General features: G+C 64.9%; 24 protein-coding genes. 9 read left to right on the top strand and 15 right to left on the bottom strand.

Annotation, left to right across the window (positions count from 1 at the left end; translation table 11 throughout):
* Positions 1 to 17: 17 nt before the first annotated feature.
* A complete protein-coding gene (locus tag HYG77_RS17035; protein WP_109334588.1) occupies positions 18 to 791 on the bottom strand; it encodes an MBL fold metallo-hydrolase in 774 nt (257 codons plus the stop codon).
* 172 nt (positions 792 to 963) lie between these two features.
* On the opposite strand from HYG77_RS17035, the gene HYG77_RS17030 reads away from it, so the two are divergent.
* Positions 964 to 1788, top strand: coding sequence for a fumarylacetoacetate hydrolase family protein (locus HYG77_RS17030; RefSeq protein WP_244372910.1), 825 nt, complete (start codon positions 964 to 966; stop codon positions 1786 to 1788).
* Here HYG77_RS17030 and HYG77_RS17025 read toward each other — a convergent pair.
* The 4 genes from HYG77_RS17025 to HYG77_RS17010 all read right to left on the bottom strand — a co-directional run bounded on the left by HYG77_RS17025 (position 1778) and on the right by HYG77_RS17010 (position 5574).
* Positions 1778 to 2374, bottom strand: a complete 597-nt coding sequence (locus HYG77_RS17025) for a DinB family protein (protein WP_109334590.1) — start codon at positions 2372 to 2374, stop codon at positions 1778 to 1780. The genes HYG77_RS17030 and HYG77_RS17025 overlap by 11 nt on opposite strands.
* A gap of 9 nt (positions 2375 to 2383) precedes the next feature.
* The gene (locus HYG77_RS17020) at positions 2384 to 2995 is read right to left on the bottom strand and encodes a hypothetical protein (RefSeq protein ID WP_109334592.1); all 612 of its coding nucleotides are present in this window, start codon (positions 2993 to 2995) and stop codon (positions 2384 to 2386) included.
* A 130-nt stretch (positions 2996 to 3125) separates the two neighbouring features.
* A complete protein-coding gene (locus HYG77_RS17015) occupies positions 3126 to 3287 on the bottom strand; it encodes a hypothetical protein (RefSeq protein ID WP_201453392.1) in 162 nt (53 codons plus the stop codon).
* A gap of 82 nt (positions 3288 to 3369) precedes the next feature.
* On the bottom strand, positions 3370 to 5574 hold the full coding sequence (locus tag HYG77_RS17010; protein ID WP_208959981.1) for a serine/threonine-protein kinase: 2205 nt from the start codon (positions 5572 to 5574) through the stop codon (positions 3370 to 3372).
* Positions 5575 to 5867: 293 nt separating this feature from the next.
* Between HYG77_RS17010 and HYG77_RS17005 the strand changes: the two genes are divergently transcribed.
* Together HYG77_RS17005 and HYG77_RS17000 are read left to right on the top strand one after the other, a co-directional pair.
* Positions 5868 to 7223: an MCE family protein gene (locus HYG77_RS17005; RefSeq protein WP_208959980.1), complete on the top strand. Its 1356-nt coding sequence runs from the start codon at positions 5868 to 5870 to the stop codon at positions 7221 to 7223.
* Between the two features lie 123 nt (positions 7224 to 7346).
* Positions 7347 to 8291, top strand: a complete 945-nt coding sequence (locus tag HYG77_RS17000) for a dioxygenase (RefSeq protein WP_208959979.1) — start codon at positions 7347 to 7349, stop codon at positions 8289 to 8291.
* A gap of 82 nt (positions 8292 to 8373) precedes the next feature.
* Here the strand turns inward: HYG77_RS17000 and HYG77_RS16995 are convergent, their stop codons facing one another.
* Entirely contained in the window at positions 8374 to 8958 is a 585-nt protein-coding gene (locus HYG77_RS16995) for a TetR/AcrR family transcriptional regulator (RefSeq protein ID WP_109334599.1), read from the bottom strand.
* A gap of 101 nt (positions 8959 to 9059) precedes the next feature.
* Here HYG77_RS16995 and HYG77_RS16990 point away from each other — a divergent pair, with 101 nt between their 5' ends.
* Positions 9060 to 10202, top strand: coding sequence for an acyl-CoA dehydrogenase family protein (locus HYG77_RS16990; RefSeq protein WP_109334601.1), 1143 nt, complete (start codon positions 9060 to 9062; stop codon positions 10200 to 10202).
* A gap of 61 nt (positions 10203 to 10263) precedes the next feature.
* Here the strand turns inward: HYG77_RS16990 and HYG77_RS16985 are convergent, their stop codons facing one another.
* Together HYG77_RS16985 and HYG77_RS16980 are read right to left on the bottom strand one after the other, a co-directional pair.
* Positions 10264 to 11439, bottom strand: a complete 1176-nt coding sequence (locus HYG77_RS16985; protein WP_109335472.1) for an Nramp family divalent metal transporter — start codon at positions 11437 to 11439, stop codon at positions 10264 to 10266.
* 341 nt (positions 11440 to 11780) lie between these two features.
* A complete protein-coding gene (locus tag HYG77_RS16980; RefSeq protein WP_208959978.1) occupies positions 11781 to 12719 on the bottom strand; it encodes a dihydrodipicolinate synthase family protein in 939 nt (312 codons plus the stop codon).
* Positions 12720 to 12884: 165 nt separating this feature from the next.
* On the opposite strand from HYG77_RS16980, the gene HYG77_RS16975 reads away from it, so the two are divergent.
* On the top strand, positions 12885 to 13916 hold the full coding sequence (locus HYG77_RS16975) for a LacI family DNA-binding transcriptional regulator (protein ID WP_208963417.1): 1032 nt from the start codon (positions 12885 to 12887) through the stop codon (positions 13914 to 13916).
* Positions 13917 to 14018: 102 nt separating this feature from the next.
* Here HYG77_RS16975 and HYG77_RS16970 read toward each other — a convergent pair whose 3' ends face one another.
* The 7 genes from HYG77_RS16970 to rpsF all read right to left on the bottom strand — a co-directional run bounded on the left by HYG77_RS16970 (position 14019) and on the right by rpsF (position 20678).
* Positions 14019 to 14987 carry a histone-like nucleoid-structuring protein Lsr2 gene (locus HYG77_RS16970; protein ID WP_208959977.1) on the bottom strand — a complete coding sequence of 323 codons (969 nt, stop codon included), beginning with the start codon at positions 14985 to 14987 and terminating at the stop codon, positions 14019 to 14021.
* 379 nt (positions 14988 to 15366) lie between these two features.
* A complete protein-coding gene (locus HYG77_RS16965; protein ID WP_109334604.1) occupies positions 15367 to 16827 on the bottom strand; it encodes a glyceraldehyde-3-phosphate dehydrogenase in 1461 nt (486 codons plus the stop codon).
* A 276-nt stretch (positions 16828 to 17103) separates the two neighbouring features.
* A complete protein-coding gene (gene dnaB, locus HYG77_RS16960; RefSeq protein ID WP_109335474.1) occupies positions 17104 to 18495 on the bottom strand; it encodes a replicative DNA helicase in 1392 nt (463 codons plus the stop codon).
* A 554-nt stretch (positions 18496 to 19049) separates the two neighbouring features.
* Positions 19050 to 19505, bottom strand: coding sequence for a 50S ribosomal protein L9 (rplI, locus tag HYG77_RS16955; protein WP_109334605.1), 456 nt, complete (start codon positions 19503 to 19505; stop codon positions 19050 to 19052).
* Between the two features lie 17 nt (positions 19506 to 19522).
* On the bottom strand, positions 19523 to 19765 hold the full coding sequence (gene rpsR / locus HYG77_RS16950; protein WP_109334606.1) for a 30S ribosomal protein S18: 243 nt from the start codon (positions 19763 to 19765) through the stop codon (positions 19523 to 19525).
* 38 nt (positions 19766 to 19803) lie between these two features.
* The gene (locus HYG77_RS16945; RefSeq protein ID WP_109334607.1) at positions 19804 to 20325 is read right to left on the bottom strand and encodes a single-stranded DNA-binding protein; all 522 of its coding nucleotides are present in this window, start codon (positions 20323 to 20325) and stop codon (positions 19804 to 19806) included.
* A gap of 65 nt (positions 20326 to 20390) precedes the next feature.
* Complete coding sequence (gene rpsF / locus HYG77_RS16940; protein ID WP_005249677.1) at positions 20391 to 20678, bottom strand: 30S ribosomal protein S6; 288 nt, start codon at positions 20676 to 20678, stop codon at positions 20391 to 20393.
* A gap of 180 nt (positions 20679 to 20858) precedes the next feature.
* Between rpsF and HYG77_RS16935 the strand changes: the two genes are divergently transcribed.
* Genes HYG77_RS16935 through HYG77_RS16920 form a run of 4 tightly spaced genes read left to right on the top strand, consistent with a single transcriptional unit; the run spans position 20859 to position 23364 of the window.
* Positions 20859 to 21047, top strand: coding sequence for a DUF2945 domain-containing protein (locus HYG77_RS16935; RefSeq protein WP_208959976.1), 189 nt, complete (start codon positions 20859 to 20861; stop codon positions 21045 to 21047).
* A 2-nt stretch (positions 21048 to 21049) separates the two neighbouring features.
* Positions 21050 to 21376 (top strand): DUF3140 domain-containing protein, encoded by a 327-nt coding sequence (locus tag HYG77_RS16930; RefSeq protein WP_208959975.1) that lies wholly within the window; start codon positions 21050 to 21052, stop codon positions 21374 to 21376.
* 48 nt (positions 21377 to 21424) lie between these two features.
* The gene (locus HYG77_RS16925; protein ID WP_208959974.1) at positions 21425 to 22783 is read left to right on the top strand and encodes a glycosyltransferase 87 family protein; all 1359 of its coding nucleotides are present in this window, start codon (positions 21425 to 21427) and stop codon (positions 22781 to 22783) included.
* The gene (locus tag HYG77_RS16920) at positions 22780 to 23364 is read left to right on the top strand and encodes a GNAT family protein (protein ID WP_208959973.1); all 585 of its coding nucleotides are present in this window, start codon (positions 22780 to 22782) and stop codon (positions 23362 to 23364) included. The genes HYG77_RS16925 and HYG77_RS16920 overlap by 4 nt, the downstream gene beginning before the upstream one ends.

Here is a 23364-nt window from a genome sequence, read left to right as displayed (position 1 = left end):
CCCGGATGGAAGTTCGTTCAGGTGCGGGCGGAACCGTTCTTGCCGGCGGCTCGCTCGCGAACCGTAGCGACGGCGTCACGGATCGGGGTGCGCTGTGTTCGGCCGTGACCCGGAATGAGCAGATCGGCGTCGAGGGTGGCCAGGGCGTCGAGCGACGCAAGGGCCTCCTCTTGGGAGTGATGGAACATCGGGAGCAGCAGCTGCGGACCCACTGTGCGGGAAGTGGGGTGCCCCGTCACGAGGCTGTCTCCGGTCGCCACCGCGCCGACAGACGGTAGGTAGTACGACGTGTGCCCGGACGTGTGGCCGGTGGTCGCCACCGGGAGCGGGGTGCCGGGAAGGTCGAGAGGACCCGCGGCGGGGAACTCGGCGGCGTGGGGCACGGTGACGTGACGTGTCGCGCCCGCCCGGGCGATGCGCAGGGACCACCGCAACATTCCCGGCCGCCAGATGTTCTTGACGACGTCCATCTCACCGGCCTGTTCGAGGTACTCCCGCTTGGCGTGTGATGTCTCCACCGCGGACATGTACACCGGCGTTCCGTACTTGTCGCGGAAGTGGTTGATCGCTCCGATGTGATCGATGTGCGCGTGTGTCAGGAGAATTGCCCGAACATCCTCCGGCCGGCCACCGATGGAACGAATGGATTCTTCCACGGCAGGAACGTCGGCGGGGTAACCCGCGTCGATCAGCGTCAGGTCCGTGCCATCCCGCAACAGGACCCAATTGACATCGGTACCGGTCACACAGAACACATTCTGTTCGACCTCGACCACAGTAGGACTCGGCACAGCATCCCCCTCAGCACGTCGCGACCTTCCACGCTAGCAGCCGACACTGTATAACCGGAGGGTCACTACCGAGGGGGAGAGGGCAGACGCAGTGCGCATCCGGCGAGTACGGACGACGGCAGGAATCGAGCACGAACAATGGCACGCAGATGGGTGGACGAAGATTGAATCGGTGCCGGCATGGGCACGATCGCCCTTTACCACTGAGTGGGACATCGACACCGCGGACCGGCACCTACGCCACTCCGTCCAGTTGATGCCGTTCCAGCCGTTGTCATTTCGCGACTTCATGCTGTACGAGAAGCACAATATAGATGCGTCGCGTGGCTATGTCAGACGTTTCATGCCTGCCGCATACCGGGTGACACAGGCCTATGAAGCTCTCCGGCGAGCGCCCTTTCCCCGGTTCACCCCGCCGCGGTTGTTCTATCGGCAGCCCATGTACTACATGGGCAACCACCTGGCTTTCGTCCCGTCGGGCACCCCGATCGGTGCGCCGTCGTACTCCTCCGCTCTCGACTACGAGCTGGAACTCGGTTTCGTGTTGGCCGAACCATTACTCGACGCCACCCCAGCGGAAGCTCTCGCTGCAGTGGGCGCGTTTGTACTCGTCAACGACTTCTCCGCCCGGGACGTCCAGAAAGACGAGATGGACAGTGGCTTCGGACTGCAGAAGGCGAAGCACTTCGCGAGCTCCATGTCGCCGACCGCCGTGACAGCGGACGAAATACTGCCACACCTCGATCGGCTCACCGGCAGCGTGCGTCTCAACGGCAAGACGGTGGCCACCGTGTCGAGCGCGGGGATGCAGTGGGGAATCGGTGAGGTTCTCGCTCACGCCAGCCGGTCCGAACAACTCCTCCCCGGGGAACTGTTCGCGACGGGCACCCTCCCGGGCGGATGCGCCCTCGAGAATGAAGCTTGGCCGGAGCCGGGACAAACCCTCACCCTGACGCTCGACCGGGTAGGCGAAATCGAACACCCCATCACGGCCTGACTTCCGCCTCCGCGTCGAAATTGAGCGCCGCCTTACGCAGGTACAGATCGCGGAGCAAGGCGATCTCGGCGCCGTGATGGATGACTTCCCGGTTCACGTGCAACACGAGGGCCGCCATCGAGCGATCCGCGAACGGCCCCTCACTGGGACCGCAGGGACGGGCAAGGGCATCATCTGTCAGGCTCGCGACTCCTCGCACCCACAAGTCGTACATCTCGTCGAGTTGGTCGAGCGCCTCCGCAGCCGTACCGGCGTAGTCGAAGCTCTGGTAGTCGACCGGACGACCCCCGAAGTGACTGCTGATACGAGCCCCGAAGACGCCGACGATGATGTGGCCGAGACGCCACGCGATGGTGGTGACCGGTGGCGGATCCGGTGCAGGAAAGGCGAATTCGATCGTGAAGGCTCCGCTGCCGGCCTGCACGGGCGCGTTCGAAGTGCCGCGCGGGCGCACACTCCAGCAGTCGGGTACCGGCTCCCAGAAGTATTCGTCGTCACTCAGCCCCGCCAGCCTGCTTCGCAACTGCTGCTGCCAGTGCCAGCTCAGCTGATCACCCAGTTCGTACGACGAGTCGAGCGAGTGCATCGAAAGTACTCAGTTCTCCTGTGCCAGTTCTACATCGGGGAATTCTACGGTCACACCCTCCGCCATCGGTGGGGCCTCTCCGGCTTCGGCGTGCCGGAAGAACGTCGGCACACCGAGCGCTGCACGCAGGGTGTAGCGCCCCGGATCCGGCACCGAGAAGTTGTTCGCATAGTGGTAGAAGGTGCTGTAATAGAAATTCAGCGGCTTCGTCTCCACCACTCGACCGTCGGCGGCCACCACCTCGAGCGTGATCGGCACATTCGGCACGATCCGGCCGGTCGCTGCCTCGAACGGGATGATCTCGATGTGGTGCGTTTCTCCGGGCGCCGGCTCACGGAAGCGCTGACCGGGACCGTCCGCCTCGTACCACGGCTCGGCCGGCTCGACGATGTACGCCACCCGCCACGCCCCGGAATCCGTCTCACCACCCTCGGCGGCGATCTCTTCCTCGAGGGTCTCGTACTGCTCTGCCACGCCGGCCGGCACGGCCTCCGCTGCGGCCGAGGCGCTCGGACCAGCCGTCGCATCGGCCGAGTCGGTGCCGCTGTCACCGCAGGCAGAAGCGAGCGTCACTGCGCCGACGGCAGCAAGGGTCATGCACATGCGAGGCATCCGTTCCATAAGGTCCTCCTCAGGGCACCGTAGCGGAACAAGGCAAGGCTAAGTTAGCACCCGCGATGAATCGGATTGGGCGGAATGCACAATCCCCTCACGGGATCCGTTCGGTGTCGCCGAGAACGGTTACCTCGGGTTACGAAGTGTGTGTTCGCCTGTCGATGTCTTTGTCGACGGCGGTGGCGATGTCGTGGACGAGCCGGGAGTGCCAGTGTTTGTGTGCCTCGAGGTCGGCGGTGAGGGCGTGGCAGTCGGGGCACTCCGAGGAGGCGGGACCGGATTCGGCTGTATTTTCCATGGCGCTGCGCTTTCTGAGAGAAATCGTTGCTCTTCCACCGTGGCACGGGCGCGACCGATAGTCCACGGCCGCAGTTGATGCGCTAGACCACCCGCTCCAACGCGCGCACGTCAGCATCCAGCTTCCTGTACAACCAGTACACCGCGACGAATGCCAGCCCGGAGGCCGCGCACAAACCGAGGACCGAATCGCGCACGAGCGGAAGCTCCGCGGGTTCGAGAGTGCTGAATCCGGCCAACACCCCGACGAGGGGCACCGATGCTGTCACTGCCAGATAGACAGTGATTCTCCGACGCAGCCCGTGTAGCACGACGGCGTCGTGCGCGGTCGTGACGCCGTGGCGCAGATAGATGGGATAAACACAGCGGACGACGTAGAACGTCGACAGAAAGAAGGTGTACGCAACGGAGATGGTGCCCGACACCAGAACAGTCGTCGCCGCATGGACCATCAAGCGGGCCGGAAGGTCGGTGAACCAGCGAAGAATCATCACCCCCGCCACCGAGGCGCAGATGGCGAACACGAACGTGTTCAGCGCACACAAGTCACCCCAGACCAGTGTTCGCGACCGCACTCGCGCGAGGACGGCCTCGTCGTAGCGTCTGCCCTTACGCAAGCCGCGAGGAACCGCGAGCAAATCGCGTGACATGTACGCGTAGATGAGTACGGCAAGCGGCCAGGCACAGAGGTTGAAAACCACAGTGCTCGTGTAGAGCTTCGAATAGGTGGCATCGGACAGGCGATCGTCGAGCAGTTCCTGGAGGTGCACAGCCAGATAGATCGTCGCCAGGCCGATTCCGACCAGCGAAGACGACCACAGGACGGGAGTGGGCCATCGCGAAAGGCGTGCCCGCCAACTGTTCGGAGGCGGATAGACCAGGTCGCGGGACCTCTTCTCCAGGCACAGGTCGAGTTGCTGTGCCAATTCCGAACCGCACGGGTAGCGGTCCTCACGATCGGGCGACAGACACTTCAAAAGCACTCTGCGCAGCGCCATGGGGCAGTCCGGCGGAAGCTCCGACAGGAACCTCGACTCGACGGGCCTGCGCCGCAGTTCGAGCATGCGGGCGAGCGACGTCTCCGACTCGCCGGCGGACGTCGCGTCCGCGAATGGGCGGCGTCCCGTCAGCAGCTCCCACAACATCACGGCGAGCGCGAAGATGTCGCTTCGTGTGTCGAGGTCGGCGGCGGTCGCCGGCGAGCCCGGATGGCATGCTTCGAGCTGTTCGGGCGACATGTACGCCAATGACCCGCCGAAGTACGCCAGCGGACTTGTGCCCTTGATGCGCTTGCTGGAACTGACGTTGAAGTCGGCCAACTTCGGAATTCCCTCGGCGCTCAACAGCACGTTCGCGGGTTTGATGTCTCGGTGCAATACCCCTCGTTCCGATGCATGCTGAAGCGCGTCCGCGAGTCGACGGCCCAACCAGGCGACTGTTTCCGGCCACGTCAGTGAGGCAGCCCGACCGCGAACGGCAGATTCGCTGGGTCGAACCTCGCCCTTGGCGGCAAGGACCCCGTCGACGGCATCGAGCAGCAATTGACCACTGCGGCGCTCCGGAGGAGTCGCGCGTAGTAGATGCACGACGTCGAGCAGCGTCCCCCCCGGGAGATACTGCATGTAGAGGAGCTTCAATTCGCCGTCCGCAATGAGTCGCTGGTCGAAGATCCGCACGATGTATTCGTGATCGAGCTGGGCGAGAGTCTGCGGCTCGATGCCATGGTTGTGGGAAATCTTGACCGCAACCAGTCGCTGCATCGATTGCTGCCGAGCGAGATACACCTGCGCGAAGGCGCCTGCCCCGATCCTCATCAGGAGGTCGAAGTCGTCGACGCGGTCGCCGACGTCGATGTTGCCGAGAACAACTTGCGCCCGTGGACGAGCGATCATCGTGCTGCGGTAGTCACTCGTGTACTCGTCGAGCTCAGGGTTTCCCGCCATGGTGGCGGCCATGGTGGCCGCGTCGACTCCGCGCGAACTTCGGCGGAGGGCGTGGAATTCTTCGTAGACCAGCTCGGCAGGAAGCGGACCATCTTGCAGCTCCGCAAACTCTTCGCGGTAGTCGGTCAGTCGTTTGGGGAAGTCGTGCCGAACCCAGCGGTATTCGAGGTCGATCTTGATCAATTCGATCAGTATCGATCGCCGCTCGGCCGGTTCACGGGGTAAGTAGGCGGACAGGTCAGGTGGGGACCCGGACCCCCAAGCCTCCGAAAATTGTGCCACCACGGTGGCAAGCGCTGTGCGGGTTCGTTCAGCTGATTCGACCAGATCGGTCGGCTCGTACATCGGTAGCTCGGAGTGCCGCCCGAGGCCATCACACAGCGGCTACGCGCGCTGTGGCCTTGTTTCGTTGTCGCCCCACATTGTGTCCTTCCGCCGAGTCTCCCCGCTCAAGGGTATCGCTCCGATACGAGCGTATGGGCGCAAAAAGGGGGATCGCCCGCGTTCGAGTATTTGTCGGCACCTGCTCCGATGCGGCACCAGAGCCGCCCGCTACGAGGCACGATAGATCAAGGCGTGGGCACTGCTGACACAGTCTCCGCCGTCGACCACCGACGGCGATCGTGAGGGTTGACGAAATGATAAGCACGACATCGATCGTGGGCCGCCGCGTACTGGGGCTGGTGTTCTTCCTTGTCCTGGCTCTGTTCCTGGCCGTCACGATCGGCATGTTCAACAAGACATTCACGAAGGTGGTCAAGATCGGACTGGTCACCGACACCGTCGGAAATGCGCTCCCGCCCAACGCGGACGTCAAGGTGCGTGGCCTGATCGTCGGAGAGGTGCGGTCGGCCTCCACCAAGGAGGGTGAGGTCACCTTGGATCTGGCCATTCAGCCGGACAAGGCCGAGCTCATTCCGTCCAACGCGACGGCGCGATTGCTGCCCAAAACCCTGTTCGGCGAACGGTACGTGTCGCTGATCGTGCCGGAGGGGGACACGGCTCCGCCGATCCAGGCCGGCGACGTTCTCGAGCAGGACAAGAGCGGGAACGCCGTCGAGATCGGCGAGGTCCTCGACGGTTTGCTGCCGCTGCTGCAGGCGATTCCGCCGCAGGATCTGGCGAACACGCTCGGCGCCCTGTCGCAGGGACTCAGTGGGCGCGGCGCCGAACTCGGTCTGACGCTCGATCGGCTCGAAGAGATCTTCGCCGGACTCGACACGGAACTTCCCGCGATTCAGGAAGACCTGCGGGGTATCGCGGACTTCTCGCAGACGTATTCGGAGGCGGCACCGGACCTGGTCAACGCGCTCGACAACCTGCGCACGACGGGGAACACGGTCGTCGAGAAGCAAGGTGAGATCTCGCGGCTACTCTCGGGGCTCACCGGAACGAGTTCGTCCACCGCGGACCTTCTGCACACCAACGCCCGGAACATCGTCATGATCGCCGCCGATTCGCGTGAAGCACTGCAACTCCTCGGCCGTTACTCTCCGAGCTTCGGTTGCACCTTGGCGGACTTCGTGAAGGCCGCACCGATCGCCCGTGAGCTACTCGCGCTGGACGATCCCAATCCAGGCGGTCGAGGGACTGTTCAGTTCATCAACCCGAAGGGTCGCTACCTGCCCAACCAGGACGAGCCGCGCCTGCTCGACGATCGCGGACCCGCCTGCTACGACAACGTGACGGCGCCCGGCGGCAAGTTCCCGCAGTACCCGGGTGGATCGTTCAACGACGGCTCCTACCAGGTGCCTACGCGGAATCCCGGCCCCTCGGGCATCGAATACTTACCCGCGCCGGCCGGCGTCCCGGATCAGGTTCCGGGATGGGGCGCCGAGGTCGCGCCCGCCAGTTATGCGAGTTCGAAGATGGAGCAGGACACGTTGGACGTCGTCTACGGCGAGGCCGGGGGAATTGCGCCGGAAGACGTGCCGAGCTGGACAACACTCGTCGGCGCGCCGACCATCAGGGGAACCGAGGTGACCTTCGAATGACGACGGTCAGGGCCGCTGCGCGGGCCGAGAACAGACATACAGCGATCTCACAGCTCACCTCGAGGTTGTCTGCACGTGCCGCTGCTTACATGAACCTCACACGGAAGCAGGTATGGAGGGTTCATGACCGACAACGCACGCCATCACTCCGCGGACGCGCACGAACACGACCGCGGCCTCACCCACGACCTGAGGACGATGCTGTCGCGACGCCGCGCCTTGTTCATGCTCGGAGCGGCGGGCGCGTCTGCACTCGCCGCGTGTTCGTCCGCCGGATCGACCACCACTGCGATGTCGGCGTCGAGCGAAGAGGCAGCCTCGTCGGCGGTCGCCACCGACGGCAACTGTGTGGCAGCGGCGCCGCAGGAAACAGCCGGGCCTTACCCGGGTGACGGTTCCAACGGGCCTAACGTTCTGATCGAGTCGGGCGTGGTGCGGCAGGACATCCGCAGCAGCTTCGGGTCGTACTCGGGCACCGCGGAGGGCGTCCCGACGACCATCGAATTATCACTGCGGGATTTGTCGAACGACTGCGCGGCCGGGATGGGCATGGCCGTGTATCTATGGCATTGCGACCGGGACGGTGAGTACTCCCTCTATAGCCAGGACATCACCGAGCAGAACTATCTGCGCGGCGTCCAGGTGGCCGACTCTGCCGGAGCCGTCTCGTTCACGTCCATCTTCCCGGCCTGCTACTCGGGGCGCTGGCCACATATCCATTTCGAAGTGTTCGACTCCCTGGAAGCCGCGGTGGCGGGAGAGGATCCGCGGTTGACCTCGCAGATCGCGATACCGCAGGACGCGTGCGAGAAAATCTTCGCCTACGACACCGGGTACGCGAAGAGCGTGAGCAACCTGTCGGACGTGTCTCTGCAATCGGACAACGTCTTCGGTGACGGTTGGGACGCCGAGTTGGCGACCGTGACGGGTGAACCCGCCAGCGGAGTGACGATTTCCATCACGATCGGTGTCGCGGAGAAGTCCGCGAACGGCGCGTCCGCTCCCGCGGCCCCGCCGGCCGGTGGTCCGGGTGGCGGGCAGCCCCCTATGGGTCCTCGCGACCGGTAGGTCCGGGGTCCGAACGAATGGCAGTGGGGTGCAGGTAGTTCGACCCTGTGCGCCGTTCCCGATCCAGGGTGCGACGAACTGTTCAGGCACTGATTCCTGCGGTGAGGATGGCGGCGAGTTCGCGGTAGGCGTGGGCGTCGTCGAGGCCGGTGCTGTCGCGGACCCCGCGTTGCTGAATGCGCACCATCATGGTGGTCACGAGATCGGCGGCGAACGCGGCATGGACGTCACGGAAGTCTCCGCCCGCCACACCGTCGTCGATCAAAGCCTTGACGCGCCCGGCCGCGATCTGTGTGTTCTGCTCGTAGACCTCGCGGGCCGGCGGGAAGGCGTCGAGGTCGGCCATAAACTGGTCGGACGCGGCCGTAAGTGCGGTACCGACTGCGGACAGGTAGGCGCTGATCCGCTCTCGGGCCCCGTTAATTTCTGCGATGTGCGACTCGACGTCCTCGGTGGCGCGGCGGAAGAAATGCACCGTGGCCTCCCGGACGAGCTGCTCCTTGCTGTCGGCGAGGGTGTAGAGGGTGGATTTGGAGCACCGCAGCCGCGCGGCGATCTCGTCGAGAGTCAGATGGGCGAACCCTTCGGCCAGGAAGAGGTCGACCAGCGCGTCGAAGAGCTGGGTGCGCCGTCGCGTCGCGAATCCCGGTCGGGTGATCTGCTCCATGCACCGGATAGTACTGGCGCATTCCTTGCAGTACTACTTTCGCATCAGTACTGTGGGCCGTAGCTCAGTACTGTTCTGTCGTCTTCTCGAGGAGAAATTTCGTGGCCGTCGATCGTTTGCTGCCCACCGACGAAGCTCGTGACCTGATTCAGCTCACGCGCGATGTCGCCGACAAGGTCCTGGCGCCGATCGTCGACGAGCACGAAAAGTCCGAAACGTATCCCGAGGGGGTCTTCGCCACCCTCGGTGAGGCCGGACTGCTGAGCCTGCCGTATCCGGAGGAGTGGGGCGGCGGCGGACAGCCCTACGAGGTGTACCTGCAGGTTCTCGAGGAAATCGCCGCCCGGTGGGCGGCGGTCGCGGTGGCGGTCAGCGTCCACAGCCTCGCCTGCCATCCCCTGATGGCCTTCGGCACGGACGAGCAGAAGCAGCAGTGGCTTCCGGACATGCTGGGCGGCAACACCATCGGCGCGTACAGCCTGTCGGAGCCGCAAGCCGGATCGGATGCCGCCGCGCTGGCATGCAAGGCTGCCGCGACTGATGGCGGATATGTGGTGAACGGTGCGAAGGCGTGGATCACCCACGGCGGAATTGCCGATTTCTACAACCTCTTCGCCCGTACCGGCGAGGGGTCGAAGGGCATTTCCTGCTTCCTGGTGCCGAAGGGCACCGAGGGCCTCTCGTTCGGCAAGCCCGAGGAGAAGATGGGCCTGCACGCGGTACCCACGACGTCGGCGCACTACGACGACGCCTTCGTCCCGGTCGAACGGCGGATCGGCGCGGAGGGGCAGGGTCTGCAGATCGCCTTCAGTGCACTCGATTCCGGGCGCCTCGGTATCGCCGCCGTCGCCGTCGGTCTCGCCCAGGCCGCGCTCGACGAAGCCGTGAGCTATGCCAAGGAACGGTCGGCATTCGGCAAGAAGATCATCGACCACCAGGGGCTCGGATTCCTGCTCGCCGACATGGCCGCCGCAGTCGACTCGGCGCGCGCCACCTACATCGACGCAGCGCGCCGCCGTGATGCCGGACTGCCGTACTCCCGCAACGCTTCGGTGGCCAAACTCGTCGCCACCGACGCGGCCATGAAGGTCACCACCGACGCCGTCCAGGTGCTCGGCGGCTACGGCTACACCCGCGACTTCCGCGTCGAGCGGTACATGCGGGAAGCGAAGATCACCCAGATCTTCGAGGGCACCAACCAGATCCAACGATTGGTTATCAGCCGCACCCTCGCCGGCAACTGACTACTTCACCAGAGGCGGGTCGGCGCACCGTGTGGTGTGCCGACCCGTCGTCTTGCCTGTTTCAGCTGAGCAGTTCGTAGATCAGCAGGCCGGACAAAGACAGGATCGAGACGAAACCGAGCGCCCCGATGACGTTCTTCCACCAGGTGTTGCGGAGGTTGCCCATCAGCTGGGAGTTGTTGCTCATCACGAAGAGCAGGAACCCGAGGAACGGTGCGATCAGGACAGTCAGCGCCTGAGCGACGATGATGAGCTGGACCGGCGACTTCGTGAACAGGATCGTGATGACGAGACCGAAGGCGAGGATCACGGCGCTGGTGCGTTTGGCCGTCAGCGTGCTGGGCGAAGGTCCTTTGTCGAGCGCGTCCGAGAGCATGGTGCCGCCGGCGGTGGCGTTGGCAACCATCGCGGAGAACGCGGCCCCGGACAGGCCGAGGGCGAAGATCGTCGATCCGACGGGGCCGGCGAGTGGTTCGAAGATCTTTGCCAGGCCGGCGAGAGTGGTTGCTTCGGTGTCCGCCCGTCCGAGGACGGCGGCCGCGACGATGATGACGAGCGAAGTCATGATGCCCGGTGCCACGATGCCCGGAACGGTGTCGGCAATGGTGGTCTGCCGGTATTCGGCCGCGGTGCGCTTTCGTTCGTGGGTGCCGTACGAGGTGAAGAAGGCGGCGTTGAGCGAGAAGTTGGTGCCGACCAGGGCGACGACGAGGAGTTGTCCGCCGGGCGGGATGGAGGGGACGAGCCCGTTCACGGCCTGAAACCAGTCGGGCTGGGCGATGACGGCGCTGATGACGAAGGTGGCCGCCAGCAGCGCGACTATCACCAGCAGGACTCGTTCGACGGTGCGGTATACGTTGCGGAACAACAAGATCAGACCGACGAAGGTGGTACAGACCGCGGACCAGATGAGCGGGGACCCACCGAAGACCATGGACAGACCCAGACCGGAACCGACGGCGTTACCGACCGAGAAACAAAGGGTGATGATGAAGACGCCGACTCCGGCGGCGACGCCGACACGGCGACCCAGCACGTCTTTCACCGAGCTGATCATGGACACCGGCGTGCGGATACCGAGTCGGACGCTCATGTCCGCGTAGACGAGCATGAAAACGGTCGAGAGGGCGATGACCCAGATCAGGGAATAGCTGTATTCACTGCCGGCCTGGACGGCGCTGGCGAGGTTGCCGGGACCGAACTGCCACGCGCCGGCGATGAACGCGGGCCCCGCCATCGTCAGGGTGCGGACCCAGGTGCGTTGCGCCCGGCGCGAGCCGGCGGGTGGTCGAGGAGTGTCCGCGACCACAGCATCGCCTCCGGCCGATTCGACTGACGTACGAGATTGCTGACTCATTGTGAGCCTACTTTCTGGTGTTCGAACCGCCGATGCGGTGTGCGGCGCTGACGTGTGGTCGGCGCCGCCGGCTCGAAGGGAAGCTACGGCGACGTACGGCCGCGGTGGGCCGGGGCTACTGGGGGCGCTGCCCGGCCCGGAATATCCGGGCCGGGCCGGCGGGAACGCGCACGGCAGATTCCGGGAAATGCCCGGGAACTGGTCCGACGGGGTGTGCTGGGTCAGGCGGGAACGGTGACCGCGGACAAGCCGGCCGACTGCAGGGCCGCGGCGATCTCGGCACCGGCACCCTCGGCCAACGGAAGCAGCGGCGGGCGGACGGTGGCGTGCTCGAGGATGCCGCGGGCCACCAGACCTTCCTTGAGCGCGACGGTTCCCTCCATGTGCGAGCCGCGGTGATAGACATTGGCCGTCACCGGCAGCAGGCGGTCGTGGATGGCCCGGGCCGCGGGGTAGTCCTTGGCCTTCCCGGCTGCGATCAGGTCGACCAGCGGCTCGGGAGCGAGGCCGCCGTAGCCGACCAGCAGGCCGTCGACGTCGAACACCGTGTGCAGCAGGTACTCGTCGTGGCAGCTCAGAATCTGCAGGTCGGGGTTCTCGCGGCGCAGGACCGGGATCTCACGGTCCCACCGGCGCATGTTCCGCACCCCGTTCTTGGTGGCGAACACGCCCGGCTGAGCGGCGATCTCGAGCTGGGTGTCCAGGTTGTACGTGGCCTTGGTGACGTCCGGGTACTGGAACAGAATCAGCGGCAAGCCCGACCCTTCATAGATCGCCTTGTAGCGATCCTGCGGTGCACCCTCCTGGTAGCCGAACCGCAACCACCCATGGGATGGGTAGACCAGGCCGGCGGAGGCGCCGGCGTCGACCGCCCGGCGCGCTTCTTCCACGGAGACGGCGGTCCCTTCGCCGGTGATGCCGGCGATGATGGGCAGCCGGCCGTCCACGGAGTCCTTGAAAGCGGCGATGACGCGAACCTGCTCGTCCTGGGTGAGGAAGGTTCCCTCACCGGCGTGGCCGAGCACGACCAGGCCCTTGACGCCGTCGACACTGCCGAGCCACGAGCCGAGGCGCGCGATGGCGTCGTAGTCGACGTCGCCGTCACGGGTGAAGGGTGTTACCGGCGCCGGAGTGAGTCCGCGAAGGTCGAGTGTGCTCATGATTCTCTTTCCGATCGACGTTGTGCAAACGTTCCCGGGAACGTTCCCGTGAACGATTTCATCGTGCAGTAGAATCGGCGATTGTGTCAAGCGTCACGTGACCGTGGCGGTGTGAACGGGACGTCACCGTGGGTTCGCGGCGGCGCCGGGGAGGTAGACAGGAAGATCGTGGAAGCAAACGCACACGGCAAGAATCGGGTAGTGACTCTGCGTGAGGTCGCGGAGGCCGCGGGGGTAAGCACCTCGACGGTGAGCCGCGTTCTCGACGACCGGGTGCCGCCGTCGCGGTCGGCGACGGCCGAACGCGTCCGCGCGGTCGCCGATCAACTCGGCTACCGGCGCAACACCTTCGCCTCCAGCCTCCGGCGCGGCCACACCGCCACCATCGGGGTGCTGGTGCCGCGGCTCAGCGACACGGTCATGGCGCTGATGTTCGAGGCGATCGGGCGGGCTGCGCATCGGCTCGGTTACTTCACCGTCGTCGCGACCACCGGCGACGACCCCGCCGACGAGCAACAGGCGGCGCAGACTCTCCTCGGTCGCAATGTCGACGGCCTGATCATCGCCTCCAGCCGCCGCGAAGACCCCCTCCCGCGGCAACTGAGAGAACAAGGCGTGCCGCACGCGCTGGTGTTGCGCACCGACGGCGTCAGCCCGTCCTCGATCGGTGACGACGAGGCCGGTGGCTACCTCGCCACCCGGCACCTGATCGACCTCGGGCACACAGACATCGCGGTGCTGTCCGGCCCGCTGTTCACCTCGACCGCCACCGGGCGCCTCGCCGGCGCGATGAAAGCCGTTCGCGAAGCAGGGATCACCCTCGATCCGGACTGGATCATCGAGTCCGGATTCGGAATCGAGAGTGGCGAGGACGCCGGACGTCGGCTCTTCGCCTCCTCGACTCGTCCGACAGCCGTCTTCGCCGCGAACGACAACCTCGCGCTCGGAGTCATGGCCGCAGCGCACCAACGGTCGCTCTCTGTCGGTGAAGATCTGGCCCTGGTCGGTTACAACGACATCCCACTCGCGCAGCGACTGCCGGTTCCCCTGACCTCGGTGCGCACCCCATTCGACCAGATCGCCGCCACTGCCCTCGATCTGCTGTTCTCTTCCGCAGCGATCAGCGATCCGATCCGGCGTGCTCTGCCCACCCTGATCCCGAGACGCTCTTCGGGACCGCACAAATCGCCAAACTGAACGGCGCTGGAAAGGAAGTGCCCAAGGTATGCGAAGTCGACTGCACTTTCGAATCCGATCCGAACAGTGACCCGTTGCCGCATACCGCGCCGAGGATTCCTGTCAGAGTTCGGGATGGGCGGCGGTGTAGGCGTCCCAGACCTCGGGACGCAATCGGCCGCGGTCAGGCACGGGGAAGCCCTGGCCGCGGGCCCACGCGCGAACCTCGGAGGTGGACGGCGCGGGCGTCTCGGCGGGAGTGTCGTTATCCGCCGGTGCGCCCGAGGCGGGTGCTGCGGTGTCGACATCGGCCCAGATGTGGGCGGCCGCAAGGTACCGGTAGGTCCATTGTTCGGCGAGGGCGCGGGTTTCGCAGAAGACGAGCGGCACGTTCGGCCAGCGAATCTGGAGTTCGGCGAGCCCGTCCGCGACGACGGCGGGCGGGACCCGGTCGAGGGCGTATATCGCCGAGTAGCGGTCCTCCACCACGACGGCGGCGCGGGGTAGCGCAGCGAGTTCGGCGAGGGCATAGCGCAGCTTTCCGCTGGTAAGGCTCGATACCAGGTCGGGGAGTGATTTGCGTTCGACCGAAGCGATCAAGGTGTCCTCGCGCAGCAGTCCGTAATCTCCACACGGTAGGGCGCGTTTGACCGTGGTGACCTGCTGGTCGGTGAACCGGTACGGGTATCGCTCGTGCGAGTCGACGACGATGTGCAGGTCGGCGATCCCGGCGGCGCGTGCGGTGGGGGTGCTGACCTTTGGTCGGGCTTGTTTACGGGTGCGCGGGGACTGCCAGAACACCATGTCGCGGCCGCGGGCGGTGGTGAAGACGATCTGGGACCGGTTCTCCCTTCCGCGGTCGAGGATGAGGTCGATGGCGGCGCCGCGGCGGGCGCACGACCGCAGTCGTACGCGTTCGACAACCTCGGGGTGTTCGGGCCACTCGCTGACCGGAACGGGATGGCAGTACAGCGCTTTGGTGCGGGGCCAGGTTCCTGCGGTGCGCAGCACGAGGCCGCCGTCGATGGGCAGCCGGAGCAGATAGGGCAGCTTGGAATCCGGGTCCGGATTGGCCGCAATGAGCAACTCCACACCCGTAGGGTCTCACTGATCTCTGCTTTACACGGTGAAGACGGCGCCGGTTTCATGTCCGGGTGAGGCTCGTGCTCGGCTCGAGGACGGCCCCGCCGAGTGTGGTCGATGAATCGTCCGGAGACGACGCCGATTCGGATACGTCGACGCGGGACTGACACCGGTGCCCACAGGTGACCCGCTAGAAAGGCAGCATGCCGCGGTTGTCGCGGTCACAGCGGAGTTGACTGCGGCCGGCTTCGCGCACGGTCACGAGATCGGTCGCGGCGGAACCATACGAACGACAAGCTCTGATCGGCGAGGCCCACCGAATACGCGACGACGCCCGGGAGAGCAGCCACTGCTCAGCCCGGGCGCCGCGCACGTACGGTGCCGCCGGTCAGACCACGGACATCGCATCAGCGGCGTCGACCGCGGGGTAGATGGGGTACTCCACACCGGACAGGTACTGGACAGTGCGCACCACCTGGCACGAGTATCCGAACTCGTTGTCATACCAGACGTAGAGGATGGCGGTGTCGCCGTCGACGATCGTCGCGTTCGCGTCGACGATGCACGCGGCGCGCGAACCGATGAAGTCACTGGACACGGCGTCGGTTGCAGCGGTGTAGTCGAGGTTCCGGCTCAGCGCTCCGGTGAGCGACTCCTGGCTGAGATGCGCGAGCACCTCCTCCCGGGTGGTCTCGCGACCCAGCTGAAGGTGGAGGATCGCGACGGACACGTCCGGAGTGGGAACGCGGATCGAGTTGCCAGTGATCTTGGCCTTCAGCTCGGGGAGCGCCTTGGCGACCGCCGACGCGGCTCCGGTCTCCGTGAGCACGAGGTTGAACGGCGCCGAACGACCACGACGGTCGGCCTTGTGGTAGTTGTCCAGGAGGTTCTGGTCGTTGGTGAACGAGTGCACGGTCTCGACGTGCCCTCGGGACACACCGAATTCGTCATCCATGGTCTTCAGCGGCGGGACGATGGCATTGGTGGTGCAGGACGCGCAGGACACGATCTGCTCGTTCGGGTCGAGGTCGCGGTGATTGACGCCGTGCACGATGTTCGGGACGTCTCCCTTGCCGGGGGCGGTGAGCACCACCTTCGCGACGCCGGGGCGGAGGTGCTTCGACAGTCCGTCGCGGTCGCGCCAGATTCCGGTGTTGTCGATCAGGATGGCGTTGTCGATGCCATGCTCGGTGTAGTCGAGGCTCTCCGGGTCGTTGCTGTAAATGAACTTGATGACGTTGCCGTTGGCGATCAGCGTGTTGTTGTCTGTGTCGACCTTGATCGTGCCGTTGAACTGCCCGTGGACGGAGTCACGGCGCAGCAACGATGCGCGCTTGATCAGATCGTCGCTGCCACCCTTGCGGACCACCACGGCACGCAGGTTCAGCCCGTTGCCCGAACCGGCCTTCTCGATGAGCAGTCGAGCGACGAGGCGACCGATACGCCCGAATCCGTACAGGACCACGTCCTGGGGCTGCGCGGGACTCGTGTGGGCGCCGCCGACCAGGTCGGCGAGGCTCCGTGCAACGAACTCTGGGACCGATGCTCCGTCACCGTTGGCGCGATAGGCCATCACCAGCAGTCCGAGGTCGACCTTCGAGGGCCGAAGGTCGAGGTGAGTCAGCGCTTCGAGGAAGGGGAACGTCTCCTCGACGGACAGTTCGTCGCCGCTGATCTGCCGGGCGAAACGATGGGTCCGCAGGATACTGATGACCGACTTGTTCACCAGGGAGCGGCTGTGAAGCAGGATCGTCACCGAACGTCTGCGGTGCAGGCCGCCGATGATCGGGATCATCGCCTCCGCGAGAGCTTCCTCGGAGTTCCACTGGGCCAGTTCCACTGTGCTCACTGCGCTTGTCTGCCTTCCCGGCTCATGTGTCCTTGGATCGGATGCCGGCGAGCGCACACCCTTCCACCAGCAGTGACCTGGATCACCGGAGCCGGTTTCGTGACTCGCGGACACCGGCGCGCCCGACGCCTCATCATAAGGAAGCGTTTCTTCGGACCGACAAGGCGGTCGCCGAAGCGTCCGGTGGGACGAGCATCCGGACAGGCAACAGGCCGAGCACAGGAGGAGAGAGGGGCGGCGGCAGCAAGCAGGCAAGCTGCTGGAACTGTCGCGAAACTACCCCCGCGCCATGTCCACGAACTTGGACAGGTGGAGCTGGTGCGCCACGGTGATGGTGGCGGTGGGGCCGTTACGGTGTTTGCCGAGGATCAGGTCGGCTTCTCCGCCGCGTGGGTCGTCGCGTTCGGTGGCGTCGGGGCGGTAGAGCAGGATCACCATGTCGGCGTCCTGCTCGAGGGAGCCGGATTCACGAAGGTCGGCCACCTGAGGACGCTTGTCCTGGCGCTGTTCGGGGCCACGGTTGAGCTGGCAGATCGCGACCACCGGGACCTCGAGTTCCTTCGCCAGAAGCTTCAGGCTACGGGAGAATTCGGAGACTTCCTGCTGACGGGATTCGACCTTCTTGCCGGAGCTCATCAGCTGCAGGTAGTCGATGACGATGAGCTTGATGTCGTGTTTCTGCTTGAGCCGCCGGGCTTTTGCGCGGATCTCCATCATGGTGAGGTTGGGCGAGTCGTCGATGAAAAGCGGCGCCTCACTGATCTCGCTCATGCGCCGGGCGAGCTTCGTCCAGTCGTCGTCCGTCATCTTGCCGGAACGCATGTCACCGAGCTTGATCTTCGCCTCCGCCGACAGCAGACGCATGACGATCTCGGTCTTGCTCATCTCGAGCGAGAACATGACGCTGGCCATGCCGTGCTTCACGGAGCACGAGCGCAAAAAATCCATTCCCAGGGTCGACTTACCCACACCGGGCCGCGCTGCGACGATGATCATCTGCCCGGGGTGGAGGCCGTTGGTGATTTCGTCGAGTTCGACGAAGCCGGTGGGCACGCCCAGGGAGATGCCGCCGCGACTGGCGATGGAGTCGATCTCGTCCATCGTGGGCTGCAGGAGTTCCTCGAGGGGGACGAAGTCCTCGGTGGTGCGGCGTTCGGTGACCTCGAAGATCTCTGCCTGTGCGCGGTCGACGACCTCGGCGACGTCCTGCCCGTCGGCGCCGGTGTAGCCGTACTGGACGATGCGGGTGCCGGCGTCGACGAGGCGACGCAGGATGGCTTTCTCGGCGACGATCTCGGCGTAGTAACCGGCGTTAGCGGCCGTGGGCACGGTCTGGGTCAATGTCACCAGGTAGGAAGCACCACCCACCCGGCGGAGCTCACCACGACGGTCCAGTTCCGCCGACACCGTCACGGGGTCGGCGGGCTCACCGCGGCTGTAGAGGTCGAGGATCGCGTCGTACACCGATTGATGCGCGGGACGGTAGAAGTCGCCCGGACGAAGCACCTCGAGCACGTCGGCGATGGCGTCCTTGCTGAGTAGCATGCCGCCGAGGACCGACTGCTCCGCCGCCATGTCCTGAGGTGGCTGGCGACCGAACTCTTCACCGGGTTCCGCGTCGGGCGGCCCCGGGTATTCGGAACGGCCCCGATCGTCTACTACAGCCACTCGACCGACCTTCCCCATCACTGTTGCGCCGCTCGGAAACTGCAGTCCCCGTGGTGCACGAACCTTTTGTACTCGGCCCTACCGACAACCTTCGCAGGCTCTCCGCGAGAGCCGGCTCCGGAATCGTGAGACACGCCGGGACGACGTTAGGGATTAGCCAAGCCGTGTACAAACCAGCCTGTGTACACAGCTGGGGACAAAATGTGGAAACCGCTGGGTACGTTTGTTAACCCCATGGGGATAACCTGAGGATAAGTACACATCACATTCCCATACCCACAGGTCAGCGCCGTTTTTCACGCTTTCCCCACTGTGGATGAAAACCCGTTCGGCGTGTCTCTCGCGTCGACCAGTCGGGCGTGTTGAGTTGGTCTCCACCGCGCACGCGTATGATCCAGGTCACTCGACGCAGAATGCGCGGCTAACTTCCAGACACACCGTGGAATGCATGGTCCCGGCCAGTTCACGACCCGAAATGTCCGAGAAATCCGCATGGACAGACGCGGGCCCCCACACGCCGAAGCGCGTGGGGGCCCGTGCAGCGAACGAGTCGACTAGGCGGCGACGACGTTCAGGTGGAACTTGGCAACCACGTCGGGGTGCAGGTTCACGACGATGGCATGCTTGCCGGTCGCCTTGATGTGAGCCTTCGGCAGCTCGAGGCTGCGCTTGTCGACGACGGGTCCGCCTGCGGCCTTGATGGCACCGGCGACATCAGCCGCGGTGACCGAGCCGAACAGCTTGCCCGAGTCACCGGCGGTTTTGACCGTCAGCGACACGTTCTCGAGACCTTCGATGGCAGCCTTGAGCTCCTTGGCGTGGTCGAGGCCACGCACAGCGCGAGCTTCCTGAGCACGACGGATGCCCTCGACCTGCTTCTCGGCGCCACGGCTGGCAACAATGGCCAGGCCGCGGGGCAGCAGGTAGTTACGGCCGTAGCCGTCCTTGACCTCGACGGTGTCGCCAGGCGCACCGAGGTTGTCCACGTCAGCGGTGAGGATGAGCTTCATGTCTTCCCTCCCTTTCCTTAGCGAGCCACGGTGGCGTAAGGCAGCAACGCCACCTCACGTGAGTTCTTGACGGCAATGGCAACGTCGCGCTGGTGCTGGACGCAGTTGCCGGTGACACGGCGCGCGCGGATCTTGCCGCGGTCGCTGACGTACTTACGCAGAAGCGTCGTGTCCTTGTAGTTGATCTGCGTGTTTTTTTCTTTGCAGAAAGCGCAGACCTTCTTCTTCATTACCTTGTCGCGCAAGGGCGGCTTCGGCATTTGTTCGCTCTTTTCTGGATGTTCCGATCAGGTACGGATCAGAACGGGGGCTCGTCGCTCCCACCACCAGAGCCTCCGAAGGAGCCGGACGCCTGCGGCGCACTACCCCACGGATCGTCTCCGCCAGTGTTGGATTGCGGACGTCCGCCGCCTGAACCGCCGGAGGAACCGAAGCCACCACCGCCGCCGCCACCACGGTTGGCCTTGTTGACCTTGGCCGTGGCGTACTTCAGCGAGGGGCCGATCTCGTCGACCTCGAGCTCGACGACAGTGCGCTTTTCACCTTCACGAGTTTCGTAGGAGCGCTGCTTGAGCCGGCCACTCACGATTACTCGCGAGCCGCGGGTCAAGCTCTCCGCCACGTTCTCGGCTGCTTCGCGCCAGATGTTGCAACGCAGAAACAGCGCTTCGCCGTCTTTCCATTCATTGGTCTGACGGTCGAAGGTGCGGGGCGTGGACGCAACGGTGAAGTTCGCGACCGCGGCACCCGCGGGGGTGAATCGAAGCTCCGGATCAGCCGTCAAGTTTCCGATGACGGTGATGACGGTGTCGCCTGCCATATGGTTCCTCCTGCAGAATGTGGAGTTCGGTTGGTCACGAGCCTAGGGCTGGTGGCCGACAGAAATCACTTGTTGTGGCGCAGAACCTTCGTACGCAGCACCGACTCGTTCAGACCCAGCTGACGGTCGAGCTCCGCAACGGTGGCGGGAGTAGCGCTGATATCGATCACCGCGTAGATGCCTTCGCTGTGCTTCAGGATCTCGTAGGCGAGACGACGCTTACCCCAGACATCGACCTTGTCGATTTTGCCGCCGTCCTGGCGAACAACATTGAGGAACGTATCCAGCGAAGGAGCGACAGTGCGCTCGTCCAGGCTGGGGTCAAGGATGACCATCAATTCGTAATGACGCATAAGACCTCATCACCTCCTATGGACTAGTGAAACGGCCACGGGCTGTCCGTGGCAGGAGGGTCGTTGCGTCAGCAACCTTTGCAGGCTACATGACGAGCCCCTGACCAGCGAAATCAGAGCGCAGGTGTGGCAGCGATCGCGACGGGGTATCAGGCGGGAACGTCGACACGGGAGGCACTCATGACATCGGACAAGAAGTTCGACAAGGGCGACGAGGTCGAGTGGAAAACTCACGGCACCACCACGTCCGGCAAGGTCGAGGAGAAAATCACGGAGGATACCGAAGCCGCCGGACGGACGGTGCGCAGCGACAAGAGCGGGAAGGACGCCGTCCACAAGCCGGATGCACTCGACCGGAAGGACGATTGACGATGGCGGACGACGAGGAAACGTGGAAGGAATTCAGCGACGCCGTCACGACCCCGGGTGAACTCGCGAAGTGGCTCGAGACGGAGGAGTCGAAATCCGTCGGCCAGAAGTCGGGCGGCGGGGAGTCGACCGGGCACGCCAGCGGCCGGCGGATCGTCGAGGTGACCCGGACGAAGAAGGCCGACCTCGAGCAGGCCGACTACGAGCACATGCGCAAGGTCGTCGGATACGTGCACCGGCACCTCGCGCAGAGACCGTCCGGTGACGTCCAGGACACCCACTGGCGCTACTCGCTGATGAACTGGGGCCACGATCCGCTGAAGGAGTGACCCGGTTTGTCGTCGCACAGGGGGCCCGGAGCGCCCTAGTGTGGATTCATGCACATCGGAGCTCGGCAGCGAACGTCGATCACGGCTGTCGTCGTCGGGTTGTGCGGCCTGTCCATGCTCGCCGGATACCTGAACAAAGCCCGGTGCACGGGGGCGCCGTTCGACGCCGCGGGCCGTAGCCTGATCTTCGACCGCATCAAGGACACCCAGGTCTGCTACTCCGACATCCAGTTCCTGTGGGTCGGGCGCGACATCAACCTGCACGTCTTCCCGTATGTCAGCGGGGGGATCAATGCCGACGGCATGTTGACCGGCGGCACCGTGGAGTATCCGGTTCTCAGCGGGATCCTCATGTGGCTGGGCGGAATCGGTTCGCACACCGACGCCGATTTCCTTCTGCATTCGGCCCTGATCCTGGCACCGTTCGGTCTGCTCACCGCCTGGATGCTGGGTCGTCTCGGTGGTTGGTGGGCACTGCTGTGGTCGGCCACCCCGCCGCTCACGCTCTACGCATTCCACAACTGGGAACTTCCCGTTGTGGCCACGTCGGTGGCCGCCATCTTCGTGATGAGCATCGAGCGTTTCCCCTTCCGCTCCCGCGCGGTCGTCGCCGCGGTCCTCCTTGCCGTCGGGTTCTGCCTGAAGCTGTACCCTGGCGCGTTCGTCCTTCCCCTCATTGCGTATGTCCTCACCCAGAACCGCACGGCGGACCGCCGGTACGACGTCCGGGGTGCCGTCACGGTCGCGGCCGCGGCGATCGGCACGGTGGTCGCCGTCAATCTGCCGTTCGCGCTCATCTCCTACAGCGGCTGGCGGGCGTCGTTCACCTTCCAGGAGAACCGTCAGGCCGACATGACCACCAACTCCATCTGGTATTGGGGTCTGCGGCCACACTTCGGCACGATCGGCCTCGACACCCCCGTGCCTGCCTACGACCAGACCGTCGGCCTCCTGTCGCCGCTTCTCGTCTGCGCTGCCTTCGCGCTCGCCCTGCGTCTGGGCTGGCTGCGGTTCCTGCGGAACGGCACCTTCCCGTGGATCGCGGTCAGCGCCGCCATGCTGTGTGGATTCCTGTTGCTGCACAAGGTGCATTCCCCGCAGTACACACTGTGGCTCATTCCGTTCTTCGTGCTGCTGAGGGTGCCGTGGGGATTGGTGGCGGCCTATCTGGTGGCGGACCTGGCGATGGGTATCGGTGTCTTCAAGTACTTCGGTGCGCTCGCCGCGGGCGAGGACCCGCACACCTTCGAGTGGCTGGTGCAATTCGGCGTGTGGGGACGGGCCGGGCTACTGGTGGTGCTGTTCTTCGTGTTCCTCCGGGCACCCCTCCGACGGACCTCGCCGACCACCCACCCGGACGACGACGCCGAACTCACCCTCACCAAGTCACCGGAGCCCGCCAGATGAGCGAGTCCTGGTTTGCCCGGCCCACCCTGACCGGAACCCACGTCCGCCTCGAGCCGCTGTGCGACGACCACGTCGATGCGCTGCTCGCCGCCGTCGACGACCCGCGAATTTTTCACTGGACCTCGGTGGACATCACCGACCGCAAAGATGCAGCGACATTCGTCCGGGCCGCGAACGAAGACCCGACTCGACTCGCCTACGCACAGATCGACCTGGCCACCAACATCCTCGTCGGGTCCACCTCCTACTACCTGATCGATCCGCGGAACCGTTGTCTCGCGATCGGGCACACCTGGCTGTCGCGATCCGCGCAGGGAACGCTGATCAACGCGGATTCGAAGCTGCTCTTGCTTCGCCGCGCCTTCGAGGACCTAGGCGCGGTGCGCGTGGAATGGCACACCGACGAGCGCAACGCCCACTCCCGCGGTGCCATCGCGAAATTGGGCGCCGAGTTCGAAGGCATACTGCGTAAACATCGACGACGGCGTGACGGTTCCTGGCGCAACACGGCACTGTTCTCCATGACCGACGACGACTGGCCACGCGTGTGCCCCCGACTCCAGGCGAGAGTCGAGGGCTGA

It is taken from the genome of Rhodococcus sp. ZPP, from assembly GCF_017656075.1.
GTDB lineage: Bacteria > Actinomycetota > Actinomycetes > Mycobacteriales > Mycobacteriaceae > Rhodococcus_F > Rhodococcus_F oxybenzonivorans.
Note: the sequence above shows the minus strand (reverse complement) of the source record. Positions and strands in the feature narration are given on the sequence as shown.